The 18,170-nt window shown below is 62.4% G+C and carries 14 protein-coding genes; 5 read left to right on the forward strand and 9 right to left on the reverse strand.

Annotation, left to right across the window (positions count from 1 at the left end):
* Positions 1-3: 3 nt before the first annotated feature.
* The 6 genes from iolD to ACHZCU_RS20255 form a co-directional block, all read right to left on the reverse strand.
* The gene (gene iolD / locus ACHZCU_RS20230; protein ID WP_319520303.1) at positions 4-1,833 is read right to left on the reverse strand and encodes a 3D-(3,5/4)-trihydroxycyclohexane-1,2-dione acylhydrolase (decyclizing); all 1,830 of its coding nucleotides are present in this window, start codon (positions 1,831-1,833) and stop codon (positions 4-6) included.
* On the reverse strand, positions 1,833-3,764 hold the full coding sequence (gene iolC / locus ACHZCU_RS20235; protein WP_319520304.1) for a 5-dehydro-2-deoxygluconokinase: 1,932 nt from the start codon (positions 3,762-3,764) through the stop codon (positions 1,833-1,835). The genes iolD and iolC overlap by 1 nt, the downstream gene beginning before the upstream one ends.
* A 3-nt stretch (positions 3,765-3,767) precedes the next feature.
* The gene (locus ACHZCU_RS20240; protein WP_106312157.1) at positions 3,768-4,547 is read right to left on the reverse strand and encodes an ATP-binding cassette domain-containing protein; all 780 of its coding nucleotides are present in this window, start codon (positions 4,545-4,547) and stop codon (positions 3,768-3,770) included.
* A gap of 2 nt (positions 4,548-4,549) precedes the next feature.
* On the reverse strand, positions 4,550-5,632 hold the full coding sequence (locus ACHZCU_RS20245; RefSeq protein WP_394706159.1) for an ABC transporter permease: 1,083 nt from the start codon (positions 5,630-5,632) through the stop codon (positions 4,550-4,552).
* Between the two features lie 208 nt (positions 5,633-5,840).
* Complete coding sequence (locus ACHZCU_RS20250; protein ID WP_319520306.1) at positions 5,841-6,788, reverse strand: sugar ABC transporter substrate-binding protein; 948 nt, start codon at positions 6,786-6,788, stop codon at positions 5,841-5,843.
* Positions 6,789-6,919: 131 nt separating this feature from the next.
* On the reverse strand, positions 6,920-7,756 hold the full coding sequence (locus ACHZCU_RS20255) for a MurR/RpiR family transcriptional regulator (RefSeq protein ID WP_319520307.1): 837 nt from the start codon (positions 7,754-7,756) through the stop codon (positions 6,920-6,922).
* Positions 7,757-7,871: 115 nt separating this feature from the next.
* Here ACHZCU_RS20255 and iolG point away from each other — a divergent pair, with 115 nt between their 5' ends.
* The 4 genes from iolG (at position 7,872) to ACHZCU_RS20275 (ending at position 12,255) form a co-directional block, all read left to right on the forward strand.
* Positions 7,872-8,876: an inositol 2-dehydrogenase gene (iolG, locus tag ACHZCU_RS20260; protein WP_319520308.1), complete on the forward strand. Its 1,005-nt coding sequence runs from the start codon at positions 7,872-7,874 to the stop codon at positions 8,874-8,876.
* 418 nt (positions 8,877-9,294) lie between these two features.
* Positions 9,295-11,127 carry a DNA helicase RecQ gene (gene recQ / locus ACHZCU_RS20265; RefSeq protein ID WP_319520309.1) on the forward strand — a complete coding sequence of 611 codons (1,833 nt, stop codon included), beginning with the start codon at positions 9,295-9,297 and terminating at the stop codon, positions 11,125-11,127.
* A gap of 104 nt (positions 11,128-11,231) precedes the next feature.
* A complete protein-coding gene (locus ACHZCU_RS20270; protein WP_181190699.1) occupies positions 11,232-11,396 on the forward strand; it encodes a hypothetical protein in 165 nt (54 codons plus the stop codon).
* A 94-nt stretch (positions 11,397-11,490) separates the two neighbouring features.
* Positions 11,491-12,255 carry a glutaredoxin family protein gene (locus ACHZCU_RS20275; protein ID WP_319520310.1) on the forward strand — a complete coding sequence of 255 codons (765 nt, stop codon included), beginning with the start codon at positions 11,491-11,493 and terminating at the stop codon, positions 12,253-12,255.
* A 54-nt stretch (positions 12,256-12,309) separates the two neighbouring features.
* On the opposite strand, the gene ACHZCU_RS20280 is transcribed toward ACHZCU_RS20275, so the two are convergent.
* The gene (locus tag ACHZCU_RS20280) at positions 12,310-12,582 is read right to left on the reverse strand and encodes a hypothetical protein (RefSeq protein WP_319520311.1); all 273 of its coding nucleotides are present in this window, start codon (positions 12,580-12,582) and stop codon (positions 12,310-12,312) included.
* 42 nt (positions 12,583-12,624) lie between these two features.
* Positions 12,625-13,911, reverse strand: a complete 1,287-nt coding sequence (aceA, locus tag ACHZCU_RS20285) for an isocitrate lyase (RefSeq protein WP_106304363.1) — start codon at positions 13,909-13,911, stop codon at positions 12,625-12,627.
* A 221-nt stretch (positions 13,912-14,132) separates the two neighbouring features.
* Here aceA and ACHZCU_RS20290 point away from each other — a divergent pair, with 221 nt between their 5' ends.
* Positions 14,133-15,551, forward strand: coding sequence for a short-chain fatty acyl-CoA regulator family protein (locus ACHZCU_RS20290; RefSeq protein ID WP_319520312.1), 1,419 nt, complete (start codon positions 14,133-14,135; stop codon positions 15,549-15,551).
* A 27-nt stretch (positions 15,552-15,578) separates the two neighbouring features.
* Here the strand turns inward: ACHZCU_RS20290 and ACHZCU_RS20295 are convergent, their stop codons facing one another.
* Positions 15,579-18,050 carry a heavy metal translocating P-type ATPase gene (locus tag ACHZCU_RS20295; RefSeq protein ID WP_319520313.1) on the reverse strand — a complete coding sequence of 824 codons (2,472 nt, stop codon included), beginning with the start codon at positions 18,048-18,050 and terminating at the stop codon, positions 15,579-15,581.
* Between the last annotated feature and the right edge of the window lie 120 nt (positions 18,051-18,170).

Raw genomic sequence — 18,170 nt, forward strand, 5'->3', positions numbered from 1 at the left:
AACTCAGTCGAAAGCGCGCTGGCGGGCGCGGTCTTCGAGATAGGCCTGGCGCGCCGCATTCACCGCGTCACGCTCGGACACTTCCGGCACCGCCACATCCCACCAGTTGCCGCCGGCCTCGGTGGTGATCATCGGATCGGTGTCGATGACGATGACATGGCTGCGCTCACTGGATTTTGCGCGGGCAAGTGCTGCTTCGAGAGCGCCGATGCCATCGACCTTCTCGGCGATTGCGCCAAGGGCCGCGGCATGGGCGGAAAAATCGATATCGGCGGGCACCACATGGCGCGCGGTGTCGATCAGATTGTTGAAACTCTCGCCGCCGGTTGCCTGCTGAAGCCGGTTGATGCAGCCGAAACCGCGATTATCAAGCACCACGACCGTAATCTTCTGACCGAGCATGACCGAGGTCGCCAGTTCGGAATTCGCCATCAGATAGGAGCCGTCGCCGAGCATGACGATGACATCGCGTTCCGGCAGCGCCATCTTGACGCCGAGCCCGCCGGCGATTTCGTAGCCCATGCAGGAATAACCATAGTCGAGATGATAGCCATTGGGCTTTTCCGCCTGCCACAGCTTGTGCAGCTCGCCGGGCAGCCCGCCGGAGGCGCAGACCACGATCGAATCCTCACCGCTCTGGCGCTGCACCGCGCCGATCACATGCCCGTCACTGGGCAACGCATTGCCGGAGGGTGCATCGGTTGCGGCGGCAACGGAGGCCATCCATTTTTTTTTAAGCTCGGGGTCGATGGGCGGTGCTGCGTGCGCGCCAAGCGTTTCGCTGAGCGCTTCGAGCGCCACGCGGGCATCGGCGACAAGCGACAGGGCGTCGTGCTTGTAGCTGTCGAACGGTGTGACATTGATAGCGAGGATGCGCCGCGACGGATTTTTGAACACCGACCACGAGCCGGTGGTGAAATCCTGAAACCGGGTGCCGAGCCCGATCACCAGATCGGCGTCGGCTGCAATCGCATTGGCGGCCGACGAGCCGGTCACGCCGATGGAACCAAGGTTCAGCGGGTGACTTGCGGGAAGCGAGGATTTGCCGGCCTGTGTTTCGGCGACCGGTACCTGATGCTTTTCCGCAAAGGCTCTCAGTGCATCACTCGCGCCGGAATAAAGAACGCCGCCGCCTGCGACGATCAGCGGACGCTTCGCGGCCTTGATCGCATCGACGGCGCGCGCCAGTGCATCCGCATCGGGCGCCGGGCGGCGCTGATACCAGATTTTTTCGGCAAAGAAGCTTTCCGGCCAGTCGAAGGCTTCGGCCTGCACATCCTGGCAAAAGGAAAGCGTGACCGGGCCGCAGCGCTCCGGGTCGGTCAGCGTCGAAAGCGCGCGCGGTAGCGCGGTCAGCAGCTGCTCGGGACGGGTGATCCTGTCGAAGTAGCGGCTGACGGGACGGAAGCAGTCATTGGCCGAAACCGTGGCATCGTCAAAATCCTCGACCTGCTGCAACACCGGATCGGGCGCGCGGCTGGCGAAGACATCGCCGGGGATCAGCAGCACCGGCAGGCGGTTCACATGCGCCAGCGCGCAGGCCGTCACCATGTTGGTCGCGCCGGGACCGATCGAGGTGGTCACCGCCATGGCCTGCCGGCGGTTCTTCGCCTTGGCATAGGCGATTGCGGCATGGGCCATGGTCTGCTCGTTATGGCCGCGCCAGGTGGGAAAGCTGTCGCGTACGCCGTAAAGCGCCTCGCCGAGGGCTGCGACATTGCCATGCCCGAAAATCGCCCAGCAACCGGGAATGACGGGATCGCCATCCTCGTTCTTCTGGGCAATGAGATAGCGCACCAGTGCCTGCGCGGCGGTCAAGCGTATCGTTTTCATCAAAACGCCTCTTGTGTTTCATGCTGTTCGGTCCGGTTTCGCGCTTCATCCCAGTAGCGGCAGAACCGGCTGTATTTTTCCGTCATTTCGGCCACGGCCTGATCATCGCCAAGCGCCCCGGAAAGCCAGGCGCGCGCGGTTTCGGCAAAGATCGAACGGCCGACGGCAAAGCCCTTGACCAGCGGGAAGCGCGCAGCGGTGGCGAAGCTTGCCGCCAGTTCCTGCTCCGGCGCATCGAGGCCGAGCACCACGATACCGCGGGTGTGACGGTCATTGCGCTCGATTGCGGTCGAGACATTTGCCCATGCGGCTTCGGAGGTCAGCGGCTCCAGCTTCCACCAGTCGGGATAAATGCCGATCCCGTAAAGCCGGTCGATCACCCTTGCCGCCGTCATATCATCGGTTTCGCCATGCTTCGATGACACAACCTCCATCAGGAATTCCAGACGGTTGCGGCGGGCAGCGGCAAAAAGCCGTTTCAGCGTCGCCTCCTGCTCGGCCTTCAGCGGCGCGTTGTCGTCCGGGTGGTAGAAGCACAGAACCTTGACGACATGCTCTGCCGGCCACTCGGAAAGCCCGCCGATATCCTCGCCAAGCTCGGGTTCGAGCGACAGCGGGCGCGATCCCGGCCATTCCGTCGGGCGGCCGATCCACAGACCGGTTCCCGCCGCCTTGTAGAGCGCCGAGCGGCCGAGCCGGTTGTCGCACAGGATCCCGTGACCGGGCTTGCCGTCTGCAACGCTCAGCACGGCCTTCAGGCAAAGCTCCTTGAAGGCGCTGATCCTGTCGGCCGGCGCGCCATATTGCGCCGCCATCTCTTCCAGCTGGATGCGGTGGTCAAAGGCAAACACCCGCATTTGCGGCCAGTTTCCATGGCGGTTGGTCGACCAGTGGAGCTGTTCCAGCGCCTTGTCCTTGCGCAGGGCCAGCGTTTCAGCGCCATGTTCCAGAAAATATTCAAGCTCGGTGAGGCTCGGATAGGCCGGCGTGCAGCCGTGGCGGGAGACGGCAAACGCCCCGCAGGCATTGGCAATGGTCAGGCTTTCGCGCCAGTTGCGGTCCGTCAGCCAGCCCTTCAGCAGTCCGGCCATGAAGCCGTCCCCTGCGCCCAGAACATTGAAGACCTCGATACGGAAGCTTTTTCCCGCAACGCCGCCATCGATATCATCGGGAATATCGCCCTCGAAAGCGGAAGCCCCATCAGCGCCGCGCTTCAGCACAAGTGTGGCGGCGCTCACCGTGCGCACATTCTTCAGCGCCTGAAGCGTATCCGTCGTGCCGCCGGCGATGTGAAACTCTTCCTCCGTGCCGACGATCAGATCGAAAAGCGAGAGCGTCGATTGCAGCTTGGCGGTGACCTTTTCAGATGCAATGAAGCGGTTTTCGCCGTCGCCATGACCGGACAGTCCCCACAGATTGGGGCGGTAGTCGATATCGAGCGCGGTGCGGGCGCCATGTTTGCGGGCAAGGGTCAGCGCCTTCAGCACCGCCGCCTCGGTCTGCGGGTTGGAAAGATGCGTGCCGGTTGCCACCAGCGAACGGGCCCGCGCAATCAGCGCCTCGTCGATATCCGCCTCGCACAGCGCCATATCGGCGCAGTTCTCGCGATAGAAGATCAGCGGAAACTGTTCCTCATCGCGAATACCCAGGATCACCAGCGCGGACAGGCGTTCCGGGTCCGTCACCACGCCGGAGACATCCACCCCTTCCCGCACCAGTTCCTCGCGGATGAAACGGCCCATATGCTCGTCGCCGACGCGGGTGATGAGACCGGATTTCAGACCGAGGCGGGCGGCCCCCGTCGCCATGTTGGTCGGCGAGCCGCCGAGATATTTCTCGAAGGACAGCATGTCCTCCAGCCGGCCGCCGACCTGCGCACCGTATAGGTCGACCGAGGAGCGGCCGATCGTGAGACAATCGAGTTGATGCATGCTCTAGACAGTGCCTCCAAGCGAGGATTCGAGTTCGACAAGTTCGCGCCCGCCCGCCATCAGGTCCTGCAACTGTTCGGCATTGATCTCGCCGCGTTTGGCGGTGCCAAGCGTCTTGCCGTGGTTGATGACGGTGAAGCGGTCGCCGACGGCAAGCGCGTGACGGACATTGTGGGTGATGAAGACGACGCCGATCCCTTTTTTACGCACGGCATCGATGGTGGACAGCACATTGGCGGTCTGGCGCACGCCAAGCGCCGAGGTCGGCTCATCAAGGATCAGCACGCGCGCGCCGAAATAGACCGCCCGGGAAATGGCGACCGTCTGCCGCTCGCCGCCGGAAAGCGTGCCGACAGCCTGATCGGCAGAGCGCAGGTGGATGCCCATCCTGGCCATCTCCTCAACGGTGACCGCCCCCGCCCTCTTGTGATCAAACACCTTGATCGGGCCGATGCGGCGCTCCGGTTCGCGGCCCATCCAGAAATTGCGGGTAACCGACATCAGCGGGATCATCGCCAGGTCCTGATAGACCGTGGCGATCCCGGCCGCCATCGCATCGCGCGGGTCGTTGAAGGTGACTTCCTTGCCGTCGACGAGAATGCGGCCATAGCTCGGCTTGTGCACGCCGGACATGGTCTTGATGAAGGTGGATTTGCCCGCGCCATTGTCGCCGAGCAGGCAATGGCACTCACCGGCCATCACCGAGAGCGACACACCGGCCAGCGCGATAACGGGGCCGAAATGTTTCTCGATATCTTCGAGTTCGATCAGAGGTGCGCTCATGACTAGCGTTCTCCCGTGATGCGACGGCGAATATAGGTGTTGAGAATGACGGCCAGCAGCAGGATGACGCCGAGGAACACCCTGAACAGCGAACTTTCGACGCCGGCGAAAAACAGCCCCTGCTGGACGACGCCGAAGATCAGCGCGCCAAGGGCCGCACCGATGACCGAGCCATAGCCGCCCGTCAGAAGCGCACCGCCGATCACGACGGAAATGATCGCCTCGAACTCCTTCAAAAGCCCGCGGTCTGCCGCCGCCGAGCCGAATTCCATCACCTGGCAGGTGGCGAAGATGGTGGCGCAGAACGCCGTCAGCATGAACATCAGGATCTTCACGCGATTGACCGGCACGCCGACATAGCGCGCGGCCTGCGCATCGCCACCGGCTGCAAAGATCCAGTTGCCGAATTTGGTGCGCACCAGCAGGAAGTGTCCGAAAATGATGAGGATCAGCGCCCAGACCATCAACATGGGGATGCCGTCGACCACCGGCTGACCGGCGCGGGGACCGGCGACGAAGGTCGCGATCATGTCATTGTCGGCAAGCCAGCGGAAAAACCAGCCAAAGGTCTTGCCCCCGAAAAGCGAAGCGACGAAATCGCCCTCCGCCGCCTCGCGCACACCGCCGATAATGGTCTTGCCGGTGGTCGAAATGGCGATGAAGATCGTCAGGCCGCGCAGGATGAACAGAAAGGCCAGCGTGACGATGAAGGACGGCAGGCCGGTGCGGATCACCAGAAAGCCGTTCAGCGCGCCGATGGCAATCGCAACGGCAAAGGCGGTGATGATCGCCGCCCATGCGGGCCAACCCCACTGCACCGTCAAGAGCGCGATGACAATGCCGGAAAAGCCGATCATCGAGCCGATCGACAGGTCGAATTCGCCCGCGATCATCAGCAGGCAGGCCCCTACCGCGATGATGGCGAACTGGGCGGATACCGTGCCCCAGTTGATAAAGCCTTCGGCCGAAAACATGCCGCTGTCGCCGGCAATCGCGGCAAACAGCAGGAAAACCAGAATGGTGCCGCAGATGGAGCCGAGTTCCGGCCGGATCAGCGCCTTGCGCCAGCGCGGCACGGGGCGCATGCGCTCTTCGAGGATCAGTTCCTCGATCGGCCGGTGCGGCTTTTGGGATTGGGATTTGGACATCGATTTCTCTCCGCCACGCAGGCAACAGCTTCCTGTAACGGCGGCGCGTTGACGCTGCCTGCCGTGCCGGGTGTCTCAAGGGACCGGCCAAGGCCGGAAAAGCCGCCGCGCGAAAGGGCCCGCGCGGCGACGCCATTGTCTAACGTCAGCGATACTGGCCGGCGTATTTCTCAACCAGTTCGATATTGCTGTCGGTAATGAAGCCGGGGCCCGAATTGATCGAGTTGCCCGGCATCACGCCGTAGCGGGCATAATTGGTGAGAATGACCACCGGCAGATAGCCCTGCAGGTAAGGCTGCTGGTCAATCGCGAAATTGACCGTGCCGGCCTTGATCGCGTCGGCAATCCCGCTCGAAAGGTCGAACGTGCCGAAATAGATCTCGCCCGACTGGCCCATCTCGTCGAGTGCGGCAATCGTCGGCTCGGCGGAATTGGGACCGAGCGTCAGAATGGCGCCGGTATCGGGATTGGAATTCAGATAGGCCATGACCTTCGACTTGACCTCGGACGGGTCCATGCCGCTGTCGATCATCTGCTCGCCGAGTTCGACGCCCAGACCATCGGCAAAGCCCTGGCAGCGCTCAACCGATGCCGGGTTGGTGATGTAGTGGTTGACGCACAGGAAGCTGTCGGCGCCCGACTCCTTTTTCGCGCGCTCGCCCGCCAGCTTGCCGGCCATATATTCCGGCTGGCCGACATGCATCATCGCGCCGAGCTGTTTCGACTGTTCTTCGGTGCCCGAATTGATGGTGATCACCGGAATGCCCTTGGCCACGGCATCCGAAACCGGCCCCGACAACACGTCAAAATCGGCAATCGTCACGATAATGCCATCCGGGTTGGACGCTGCTGCCTGCTGGACGATACGGCCCATATCGGCAAGGTCGCCCGTCGGCGGATTGCGGTATTCCACCTCCACATCCATCTGCTCGCCGGCGACATTGATGGCGTTCTTGATGGTGTTCCACCAGCTGTCGCTGTCAGGTGCATGCGAGATCAGAACGAAACGCTCGCCCTCGGCCTGCGCGGCTGCCGGTGCAAGGCCGGTCAGCGCGACGGCTGCGGCCGCCAGTGCAAGAAATCTGCTTTTCATGCTCAAGTCCTCCTCCTTGGATGAACCTGCCCCGACCTCCTCCCGGCAAGGGCAGATTTCAGTGCAGGAACGCAAAAGAGATCACGTTCCGCAGAAGGAATTTAAATTCTATTTTTTGGTTTTTGCAATATTTATTTTCCATTTTTAAGGTTTTCGCGCGCCGCGCCGACCGAGACGGCCAGCGAAATGGCAAGCGACAGCGACCCCGACAGCGCGCGAAACGCGCCGACATCGGGCTCGGCGACATGCAGCGTGGTTGCGCCAAGCTGCACCAGCGGGCTGGTGACATAGTCGGTGATGGCGACAAGCCCGGCGCCACGCGCCCGGCCCGCCTCCGCGATTTCCAGCGTGCGCTCGGTATAGGGGGCGAAGGTGACGGCCAGCACGGCATCATTGGGCCGGATTGCATATTCCAGCCCCAGCCCGGCAATGCCGGTATGCAGCATGGCCGGAATATCCATCTTCTCGAAGGCATAGGCGAGATAGGAGGTGACGGGAAAAGCCCGGCGGAAACCGACAAGGTGAATGGTCTCGGCGCCCGCCAGCATCTCCACCGCTTGATTCAGCGCTTCGGTTTCCACCGATGTCAGCAGGTTTTCCAGCGAAAGCCGGCCGACCTCGACAAATTCCGCAAGCAGCGCTGCCGGACTGTCGGACCCATGATCGCGCAGCGAATCGATCCGCGTTGCATAATCCGGCCATTTGCGGGAATAGTCGCTGCGAAACAGCCGCTGCATCTGCGAAAAACCGGAAAACCCCAGTTCCTGGCAAAACCGCATGAACGCCGATGGCTGTACCCCCGCCTCGCCCGACAGTTCGGCGACCGTCGACACCGCCACCCGGTCGGGATTGGCGGCAACGAAATCGGCGCACTGTTTCAGCCGCTTGGGAAAGGCCGGCGAACGCTCCGCCAGACGGGCGAAAAAGGCATCGATCGTATCGGGCGCCGCACTGGTGTGGCTGGGCATGACTGGGCTCCGCTATTGCGCTTGACATATTCCACATTTGGTGTTTTTAGAATTTTTATTCCATTTCATCAAGCGGCACAAGATCGGCCGCAGATGCGGAACAGCGGGAGGACATATGACTGTATCGATTGCACTTTTGGGTGCCGGACGCATCGGCCGCGTGCATGCGCGCGCCGTCACTTCGGTGGCCGGCGTCAGGCTCGCCGCCGTCGCCGACGCCAATACCGAAGCGGCCAACGAAATCGCCGCGACCTATGAAACCGGCGTTTCGACCATCGATGAGATTGCCAATGACAGCAGCATCGATGCCGTCATCATCGCCACGCCGACCGGCACGCATGCAGACCTGATCGAAAAATTCGCCCGCGCTGGCAAGGCGATCTTCTGCGAAAAGCCCGTCGATCTCGATTCGGCTCGCGCGCGCCAGTGCCTTGCCGTCGTGGAGGAAACCGGCACCCGGCTGATGCTCGGCTTCAACCGCCGTTTCGACCCCAATTTCCAGGCGCTGAAACAGACGATCGCCGATGGCCGGATCGGTAACCCGGAAATGCTGCACATCGTCTCGCGCGACCCCGCCCCGCCACCGGTTTCCTATCTCGCCTCCTCCGGCGGTTTCTTCAAGGACATGACGATCCACGATTTCGACATGAGCCGGTTTCTGCTCGGCGAGGAAATCGAGACGGTGCAGGCCAGCGGCTCGGCGCTGATCGACCCGGAAATCGGAAAGATCGGCGATTTCGACAGCGCCTCGACCATCCTGACCACGGTCTCCGGCCGTCAGTGCACGATTTCCAATTCGCGCCGCGCCACCTTCGGTTATGACCAGCGGATCGAGGTTTTGGGCTCCAAGGGCGCGGTGTCTGCCGAAAACCTCCGTCCCGCATCAATCGAGCTTGCCACCGCCGAAGGTTTCCTGCGCCCGCCGATCTACGACTTCTTCATGACCCGCTATGTCGAAGCCTTCGCCGCCGAAATCCGCAGCTTTGCCGAAAACCTGAAATCCGGCGCAGCGATGTCGCCAAGCGGCGATGACGGACTGAAGGCGCTGGAAATTGCCGAGGCGGCGGATATGTCGGCCCGGGAAAAGCGTCTGGTTTATGTTTCGGAAATCCGGGGCTGATTGCTCCCCCCGGGTCTCTGGAGAAAAACCTGATTCAGGGAAAAACACGTGGGCAGGCCGGATAAACGGCATCTGGATCGTCAAGTGACGGTCAGGGCCGGGAACGCTGTCAATGATGTTGCCACCGGCCTCCCCACAGGGTCATGCTCGGACCTGATCCGAGCATCCATTCCGCTCACGTCGCCGATCGGTAGTCGCTTTTCATGAAGCCGTCGTTTGGCCCTGGATTCTCGTGTCAAGCACGAGAATGACGTGAGAGTGTGTCGCCTTACCCAGCCGAGACCGAGACGAAACGGCGTAACCGGTGTTTCGGGTATTTTTCCCGACAGGCCTCCTGATCGCCGTGAATTCTGCAAGAGAGGGTCGCACCGGGCGGCTGGATTTGCGATAATGGAACTCCGTTACGAAGGAATCTCCATTGACTGCACCCTATCCCACCGCCCCCGCCGCCGATCCGCTCACCGTCCTGCGCGAGATCTACGGCTATTCCGAATTTCGCGGCAAACAGGGCGCCGTGGTTGAACAGGTGGTGTCGGGCGGTGATGCGGTGGTGCTGTTTCCCACAGGTGCGGGCAAATCGCTGTGCTATCAGCTGCCCGCGCTTTGCCGCAGCGGCGTCGGCGTGGTGATCTCGCCGCTGATTGCGCTGATGCGCGACCAGGTCGAGGCGCTGAAACAGCTGGGCGTTCGCGCCGGAGCGCTCAATTCCTCGCTGTCACAGGAGGACTTCATCGCCACCCGGCGGGCCTTGGCGCGGCGCGAGCTGGACCTTCTCTACGTGACGCCCGAACGGGTCGCCACGCCCGGCTTCACGGAGATGATGCGCGATCTCGACATTGCGCTCTTCGCCATTGACGAGGCCCATTGCGTTTCCCAATGGGGACATGATTTCCGGCCGGAATACCGCGCCTTAGACAGGCTGGCCGAGGCTTTTCCCGGTGTGCCGCGCATGGCGCTGACGGCAACCGCCGATCCCCACACCCGCGAGGACATTATCGAACGGTTGGCGCTGCAGAACGCGGCCGTGTTCACCACCTCTTTCGACCGCCCCAACATCACCTACGAGATCGTCGAGCGCGAACAGCCGCGCCGCCAGCTTCTGGATTTCCTTGCCCGCCACAAGGGCGAGAGCGGCATTGTCTACTGCCTGTCGCGCGCCAAGGTGGAGGAAACCGCCGAATGGCTGAACACGCAGGGCATCCACGCGCTTGCCTATCACGCCGGCATGGCGCGCGAGACCCGCGACGCCCATCAGGACGCCTTCCTGAAGGAAGACGAGCTTTGCCTCGTAGCAACCGTCGCCTTCGGCATGGGCATCGACAAGCCGGATGTCCGCTATGTCGCCCATCTCGACCTGCCGGGGTCCGTGGAAGCCTATTATCAGGAAACCGGACGTGCCGGTCGTGACGGCCTGCCGGCGGAAGCCTGGATGGTCTACGGCATGGCCGATGTCACCCAGCGCGGCCGGATGATCGACCGAAACGCGGCCGCCGACGAGGTCAAACGGGTCGAACGCGCCAAGCTCAACGCGCTGCTCGGCATCTGCGAGACCGCGGACTGCCGACGACAGGCCATCCTTGCCCATTTCGGCGAGCAACATGACGGCAATTGCGGCAATTGCGACACCTGCCTGTCGCCGGTGGAAACATGGGATGGTACGGAAGCCGCGATCAAGGCCATGGCCGCGATCTATCGCACCGGCGAGCGCTTCGGGGCGGGACACGTCATCGATGTGCTGACCGGCAACGCCACCGAGCGGACCGAACGGTTCGGCCATGACACCATGCCGGTTTTCGGTGCGGGCAAGGATATCGCACGCAAGACATGGCAATCGGTCTACCGCCAATTGCTCGCCAAAGGGCTGATCCGTGTGGATCATGACGCCTTCGGCGCGCTGAAACTGGAGCCCGGCGCGCGCGCCGTTTTCCGCCACGAGCAGTCACTGCGGTTCCGAGTCGACCGCACGCCCAAGGGCAAGGCCTCAACCGGCACACGCAAACGCAGCGACGCGAAGGCGGCATTGTCCGAACAGGACCAGTCGCTGTTCGAGGCGCTGCGCGCCACCCGCACGGCGCTTGCCAAGGAGCTTGCAGTGCCGCCCTACGTCATTTTCCCCGATACCACGCTGATCGCACTTGCCAGCGAGCGTCCGGCCACAGCGGAAGCCATGCTCGAAATTCAGGGCGTCGGCAAGACCAAGCTGCAACGCTATGGCGCGGAGTTCCTCGACACGATCCGCACCCACGGCTGACACGGCCGTCATCGGCGCAGTCGTTTTTTCCCATTGAAATCATGGAACAGTTTTCGCCTCGGCCCGTTTTTCAGATGAGTGACCGAACCAGAGGAGAAATTGCCATGAGCAAGATCGACAAGGAAAAGGAAACAGAACGCACCCTGCGCCAGGTTGAGCATATGGGCGCCGGCGGCCATCTCGGCGGCACCTATTTCGGCCAGGAACCGGACGCCAGCACCTCGGCCAATCACGCCCGCTCGCGCCCGAATGGCAACAGCCAGTCGTAAAGATCAGCCTGCCAGAGCGGCCAGGCAAAATCCCGCCGCCCGAAAGGCCGGCGGGATTTTTGCATTCAAGCCGGAAGAACCGAGGAAAGGCACCATGTCCGAGACCAACGGAACCAAAACCGCAAAGCTCTACCGGATGGTCATGCCCGACCATGTCTGTCCCTATGGGCTGAAATCCAGGCATCTCCTGAAGAGCAAGGGGTATGAGGTGGAAGACCACCACCTGAAGACCCGGGAGGAAACAGACAGTTTCATGGAAGAACACGGGGTCGAGACGACACCGCAGACCTTCATCGACGGAGTCCGCATCGGCGGCTATGACGATCTGCGGGTTTTCTTCAGGCTCGATCCGCCGCCGGAGGAGCAAAGCGATACGAGCTACACGCCGGTGATCGCGATCTTCGCCGTCGCGCTTCTGCTGGCACTGGGGCTTTCCTGGCACCAATATGGCACGCCGTTGACAGTGCGGATGGTGGAATGGTTCATCTCGCTTTCCATGACCATACTGGCGATCCAGAAATTGCAGGATATCGAGAGCTTTTCCACGATGTTCCTGAATTACGACCTTCTGGCCCGCCGCTGGGTGCCCTATGGCCGGCTTTACCCGTTTGGCGAAGCGCTGGCCGGGATATTGATGACAGCCGGCGCGCTGGTCTGGATTTCCACCCCGGTCGCCCTCTTCATCGGTATTATTGGTTCTGTCAGCATTTTCAAGGCGGTCTATATCGACAAGCGTGAGCTGAAATGCGCCTGCGTCGGCGGCGGTTCGTCCGTGCCGCTCGGCTTTGTGTCGCTGACGGAAAGCCTGATGATGACGCTGATGGGTCTCTGGATGCCCGCAAAGGCACTGCTGTTCTAGCCAGGAGAGACAGGGCGAAAACGCCCTGCCCGTTGTCTTTCCCGGCAGCGGTGCTCACCCTGCCGCCAGATCGGTTTCGGTTTCCGGCTCCTCCGCAGCACCTGCGATGATGATCGGCACCAGAAGATCGCCCCAGCTCTTGGTGCCGCCGTGATGGCGGGCCGAGCGGATGATTTCGACCGAGACACCGGCATCCACCGCCTTCATGACCGACTGGTTCAGCCGGTGCAGGTCATTGGCGACCATGCGGATCGCGGCCTGCTGTTCGCTGGACATGCGCGTGGACTGGGCCTCTGCCCGTTCCTTGACATTGATCTTGCGGGTCATGGTTTCTCCTCCTCTTTCGCAAGCTTTCAGGTTGCAGCCGCGCTATTCGGCGGCGTGGAACTGTGCCGTTTCCGTGGATTCGCCCATGGCGGTCGTCGATCCGGAGCCGCCGGTGATCGCCATCGACACCGCATCGAAATAGCCGGTCCCGACCTCGCGCTGATGGCGTGTCGCGGTGTAACCGTTGGCCTCGGCAGCAAACTCGGCCTGCTGCAATTCGCTGTAGGCCGCCATCTGCCGGTCGCGATAGCCGCGCGCCAGTTCGAACATGCCGAAATTGAGCTGGTGGAAGCCGGCCAGCGTGATGAACTGGAACTTGTAGCCCATGGCGCCGAGTTCCTTCTGGAAGCGCGCGATATCCTCCTCGCTCAGGTTTTTCTTCCAGTTGAAAGAAGGCGAGCAGTTATAGGCCAGCAGCTTGCCAGGGTAGTGTTTGTGAACACCCTCGGCGAATTTGCGCGCCTGCTCCAGATCCGGCTTCGAGGTCTCGCACCAGATCAGATCGCAGTAAGGCGCATAGGCAACGGCGCGGGCAATGCAGGCCTCAAGCCCGTTTTTGACGCGGTAGAAGCCTTCTGCCGTCCGGCCGGCATCATAGTCGACAAAGGGACGGTCGCGCGCGTCGATATCCGATGTCAGCAGCTTGGCCGCCTCGGCATCCGTGCGGGCGATAACCAGCGTCGGTACGCCCATGACATCGGCAGCAAGCCGCGCGGCCGTCAGATTGCGGATATGGGCGGCCGTCGGGATCAGTACCTTGCCGCCAAGATGGCCGCATTTCTTTTCCGATGCCAGCTGGTCCTCGAAATGGACGCCGGCAGCCCCCGCCTCGATATAGGCTTTCATGATCTCGAAAGCGTTGAGCGGGCCGCCGAAACCGGCCTCCGCATCGGCAATAATGGGCGCAAACCAGGTATCGACCGAAAGGCCGTTTTCTTCGGATGTTTCAATCTGATCAGCACGTTGCAATGTTTTATTGATGCGCTTTACCAATTCAGGGCCGGCATTGGCCGGATAGAGCGACTGGTCGGGATACATCGCTGATGCCGTGTTGGCGTCGGCCGCGACCTGCCAGCCGGAAAGGTAAATGGCCTTCAGTCCGGCGCGCACCATCTGCATCGCCTGGTTGCCCGAAAGCGCACCCAGCGCATTGACGAAATCCTCCTCATGGATCAGCTGCCACAGCCTCTTGGCGCCCTCTTCCGCCAGAGTGGACCGGATTCTGACGGAACCGCGCAAACGCCGAACTTCCTCGGGACCATAAGGGCGCTCGATACCGTCGAAACGGCCGGCCGGGGCGCTTTCAACAAGATTGTAAAACTCAGTCATACCTTTTCTCCTCCTCAGGACTGTATGGATGCGGTCGCAATGGAAAAATTCAGGCACCCGCATTTCATATGAATTTTTTTACTGATTTGACGAATGAAAAGCTATAGAATTAGCACAAATCAAGTCGATAATCGGGTTATTTTGTCTTTGGCTTGACTGATCGATATTGTAATGTTGTAAATTTTGTAAACGATATCCTCGTTGCAAACCAGGAGAGACCGGTGGCGGAAAAGAAGATTTTTGCAGGGCCGCGCCTGCGGCGGATCCGCAAGGGGCTCGACCTGACGCAAACCGCGATGGCCGAGGCGCTCGCGATCTCGCCGTCCTATCTCAACCTCATCGAACGCAACCAGCGACCGCTGACGGTGCAGCTTCTGATGAAACTGGCGAGCGTCTACGACATCGATATCGCCGAGTTGCAGGGCGAGAGTTCGGGCACGATCACCCAGCTCAAATCGGTGTTTTCCGATTCACTGCTTTCCGGTGAGCTGCCCGGCGATCAGGAGCTTCTGGAAGTGGCGGAGGCCGCCCCCAATGCCGCGCTCGGCATGATCAAGCTCTACCGCGCCTACTGCGAACAGGCCGCGCGCCTCTCGGATCTCACATCGCTTCTGGCCCATGAGGGGCGTGAAACGCACCTGCCGGGCAAACGCCTGCCGCATGACGAGGTCCGCGACGCAATATCGCGCCGCCCCTATTTCTTCGACGCGATTGACCGTGCCGCCGAGGCCCTGCACGGCGAACTCGATCCCGGCGACGACCTTGCCGCCGCGCTGAAGACATGGCTGATGGAACGGCACGGTATTGCCGTCAGGATCCTGCCGCCGCATGCCATGGTCAATCTCGGTCGCCGCTTCGACCGGCACACCATGCGCCTGTTCATCTCGGCCCGCTTCGGCCCTTATGACCGCCAGCGCGAAATCGCCATAGAGGCGGCCCTGCTGGCGCTTGCCGAACCGATTGCCGATGCGGTCGGCGGCCTCGGGCTTTCCAGCGACGAGGCCCGGCGGATTGCCCGTTTCGAACTTGCCCGCTATGCGGCTCTGGCGCTGATGATGCCCTACGGGCCGTTTATCGAAGCCGCCCGCCGCGACCGCTTCGACATCGGCCTTCTGCGCGGCCGGTTCAACGTCTCCTTCGAGCAGGCGGCGACCCGCCTCATCAGCCTGCAGCGCCTGGACAATGCCGGTCTGCCCTTCTTCGCCATGGAAATCGATCAGGCGGGCAACGTGCTCAGGCGCATCGGCGCGGAAGGCTTTCCCCATGCGGGCTTTCGCGGCGAATGTCCGCGGCTCGATCTCTATGATGTCTTCGCGCGGCCGGGCCGTATCGTGATCCAGAATGTGGAAATGCCCGACGGCGTGGGCTATCTCGCCCTCGCCCACACGCTGGAAGGCCCGGAACCGGCCCTTGGCGAACGCCCTCACCTGACGGCAATCCTGCTCGGGCTGCGGCGCGACCAGGCCGCCGCCACGGTTTATGGCGCAGCGGGCAATGCCGCCGCAGAGCCCGTGCCGGTCGGCCCCGTCTGTCGCCTTTGCGAGCGGTCGGGCTGTCTGTCGCGCGCCGAGCCGCCGGTCACCCGGCCGCTCGGTCTTGACGAGATGGTCGCCGGCCTGTCGGCCTTCGACTTCCGATAGCGCCTTTCCACCTCACCCAGAATTGCCCTAAAGCTTCGTTGCCCTCAGCCGCAGCGCGTTGCCGATGACGGAAACGGAGGACAGGCTCATCGCCGCAGCCGCAACGATCGGTGATAGCAGGATGCCGAAGAACGGATAAAGGATCCCGGCCGCGAGCGGAACGCCGGCGGCGTTATAGACAAAGGCGAAGAACAGGTTCTGGCGGATATTGGCCATGGTCGCCTCCGCAAGGTGGCGGGCGCGGACAATACCGGTCAGATCGCCCTTCACCAGCGTGATGCCGGCGCTTTCAACCGCAACATCGGCCCCCGTACCCATGGCAATGCCGACATCGGCCGCCGCCAGCGCCGGGGCATCGTTGACGCCATCGCCGGCCATGGCGACGGAGCGCCCCTCGCCGCGCAGCCGCTCGATCAGGTCGTGCTTGTCTTCCGGGCTTACGCCAGCGTAAACCTCATCGATGCCGAGTGTGCCTGCTACAGCCTTTGCGGTTGCCTCGGCGTCCCCCGTTGCCATCACGATGCGCATGCCGGCCTCGTGCAGCGCGCGGATCGCATCCGGCGTGGTGTCCTTCACCCGATCGGCAACAGCGACAATGCCGGCAAGCGCGCCATCGACCGCGACGAACATCGCCGTCTTGCCCTCGCCCTGCAACGCGTCAACGCGCTCTTTCAGGGCGCTGATATCGACGCCCTTCGCCTCCATCAGCGCGGTATTGCCAAGCGCGACCTGTTTTCCGTCCACGGTTCCGGTCACGCCCTGCCCGGTGACGGCATCGAAATCGCTGCTGTCCTTTTCCGGCGCTTCCGCCTCGCGCGCACCCGAGACGATGGCTTCCGCCAGCGGATGCTCGGAACCGCGCTCCAGCGCGGCGGCAAGCGACAGCAGTTCGGTGCGCTCGCCGCCTTCCACAGGTTCGGCATCGGTGAGCGCGGGTTTGCCTTCCGTCAGCGTGCCGGTCTTGTCGACCACCAGCACATCCACCTTGGAAAAGCGCTCCAGTGCTTCGGCATCGCGGATCAGCACGCCGGCATGTGCGCCGCGACCGGTGGAGACCATGATCGACATCGGCGTTGCCAGACCGAGCGCGCATGGGCAGGCAATGATCAGCACCGAAACGGCGGCGACAAAGGCATAGGAGAGCGCCGGCGACGGTCCGAAGATGCCCCAGGCCAGAAAGGCGATCACGGCCACGGAGACGACGGCGGGCACGAACCAGGCCGCCACCCGGTCCGCCATCGCCTGGATCGGCGCACGCGAACGCTGGGCCTTGGAGACCATATCGACGATCCGCGAAAGCGTGGTTTCCGCGCCCACACTTTCCGCCCGCATCAGGAAACTGCCGGTCTTGTTGAGCGTGCCGCCGGTGACCGGTTCTCCCTCGGTCTTTTCGACCGGAACCGGCTCGCCGGTGATCATGCTTTCATCGACGGAGGAATGGCCCTCTGTCACAACGCCGTCGACGGGAATGCTTTCGCCCGGCCGCACGCGCAGCACATCGCCGCTCTGCAGCGTATCGACGGGCACGTCTTCCTCACCGTCATCGCTCACCTTGCGCGCGGTCTTCGGCGCCAGATCGAGCAGCGCACGGATCGCGTCGCCGGTGCGTTCACGCGCGGCAAGCTCCATCACCTGGCCGATCAGCACCAGCACCAGAATGACGGCCGCCGCCTCGAAATAGACCGGCGCCATGCCCGCACTGTCGCGCATCGTTTCCGGGAAAAGGCCGGGCGCGACAAGCGAGACGACCGAGAAGAGATAGGCCGCGCCCGTGCCAAGCGCGATCAGGGTCCACATGTTCGGGCTCTTGTTGACGATCGAGGCCCAGCCGCGTTTGAAGAACGGCCGGCAGATGAAGACGACCGGTGTGGCCAGTGCGAATTGCAGCCAGCCAAACAGCGTATGGCCGAACCAGTCTTCGAACGGCAGACCCAGATGGCTGCCCATTTCCAGCACGAAGACGGCCAGCGCCAGCGGCGCGGTGATCATCAACCGGCGTTTGAAATCGACATATTCCGGGTTCGGCCCGGTATTCGCCGACGGCGTTACCGGCTCCAGAGCCATGCCGCATTTCGGGCAGTCGCCGGGGTGGTCCCGAATGATTTCGGGATGCATCGGGCAGGTGTAGCGCGTGCCTTCCGGCTGCGGCTCCGGTTCCGGCCGGCCATTGATATATTGATCGGGATCAGCCTCAAATTTCGACTGGCAGCCCTCGGAGCAGAAATAGAATCGCTCACCTTTATGCTTGAGCATGTGCTGGGCGCTGGCGCGATCGACAGACATGCCGCAGACCGGATCTTCGGCCGTCAGAAAGGCTTCCGGCTCTTCCAGAAACCGGTCGCGGCATTTTTCCGAGCAGAAGTGGAACAGCCGATGATCATGTTCGGCCGTTGGTTTGCCGGCATCGGGATCGACGATCATGCCGCAGACGGGGTCGCGCACAGTCTTTTCGTCCGACGGCGCGGAACCGCTTGAATGATCCGTGTGAGAATGCTGCATCCTTGACCTCCTGTCGGGTTATTGTGACCGATATAGGGATTCCAGTCACTGGAAGGTCAAGGGCGCATCTATTACCGCGAGCGTTTCGCACCAAAACGACAGGCCTGAAAACGGGGCCGC

Source organism: uncultured Martelella sp. (genome assembly GCF_963677965.2).
Taxonomy (GTDB): Bacteria; Pseudomonadota; Alphaproteobacteria; order Rhizobiales; family Rhizobiaceae; genus Martelella; species Martelella mangrovi.

Coding starts and splice junctions, on each gene's coding strand:
- ACHZCU_RS20280 (WP_319520311.1), bottom strand. CDS start 12,582: ATGACCCGCAAGATCAATGTCAAGGAACGGGCAGAGGCCCAGTCCACG.
- iolG (WP_319520308.1), top strand. CDS start 7,872: ATGACTGTATCGATTGCACTTTTGGGTGCCGGACGCATCGGCCGCGTG.
- iolC (WP_319520304.1), bottom strand. CDS start 3,764: ATGCATCAACTCGATTGTCTCACGATCGGCCGCTCCTCGGTCGACCTA.
- ACHZCU_RS20270 (WP_181190699.1), top strand. CDS start 11,232: ATGAGCAAGATCGACAAGGAAAAGGAAACAGAACGCACCCTGCGCCAG.
- ACHZCU_RS20255 (WP_319520307.1), bottom strand. CDS start 7,756: ATGCCCAGCCACACCAGTGCGGCGCCCGATACGATCGATGCCTTTTTC.
- ACHZCU_RS20245 (WP_394706159.1), bottom strand. CDS start 5,632: ATGCGCCCCGTGCCGCGCTGGCGCAAGGCGCTGATCCGGCCGGAACTC.
- aceA (WP_106304363.1), bottom strand. CDS start 13,911: ATGACTGAGTTTTACAATCTTGTTGAAAGCGCCCCGGCCGGCCGTTTC.
- ACHZCU_RS20240 (WP_106312157.1), bottom strand. CDS start 4,547: ATGAGCGCACCTCTGATCGAACTCGAAGATATCGAGAAACATTTCGGC.
- ACHZCU_RS20250 (WP_319520306.1), bottom strand. CDS start 6,788: ATGAAAAGCAGATTTCTTGCACTGGCGGCCGCAGCCGTCGCGCTGACC.
- ACHZCU_RS20275 (WP_319520310.1), top strand. CDS start 11,491: ATGTCCGAGACCAACGGAACCAAAACCGCAAAGCTCTACCGGATGGTC.
- iolD (WP_319520303.1), bottom strand. CDS start 1,833: ATGAAAACGATACGCTTGACCGCCGCGCAGGCACTGGTGCGCTATCTC.
- ACHZCU_RS20295 (WP_319520313.1), bottom strand. CDS start 18,050: ATGCAGCATTCTCACACGGATCATTCAAGCGGTTCCGCGCCGTCGGAC.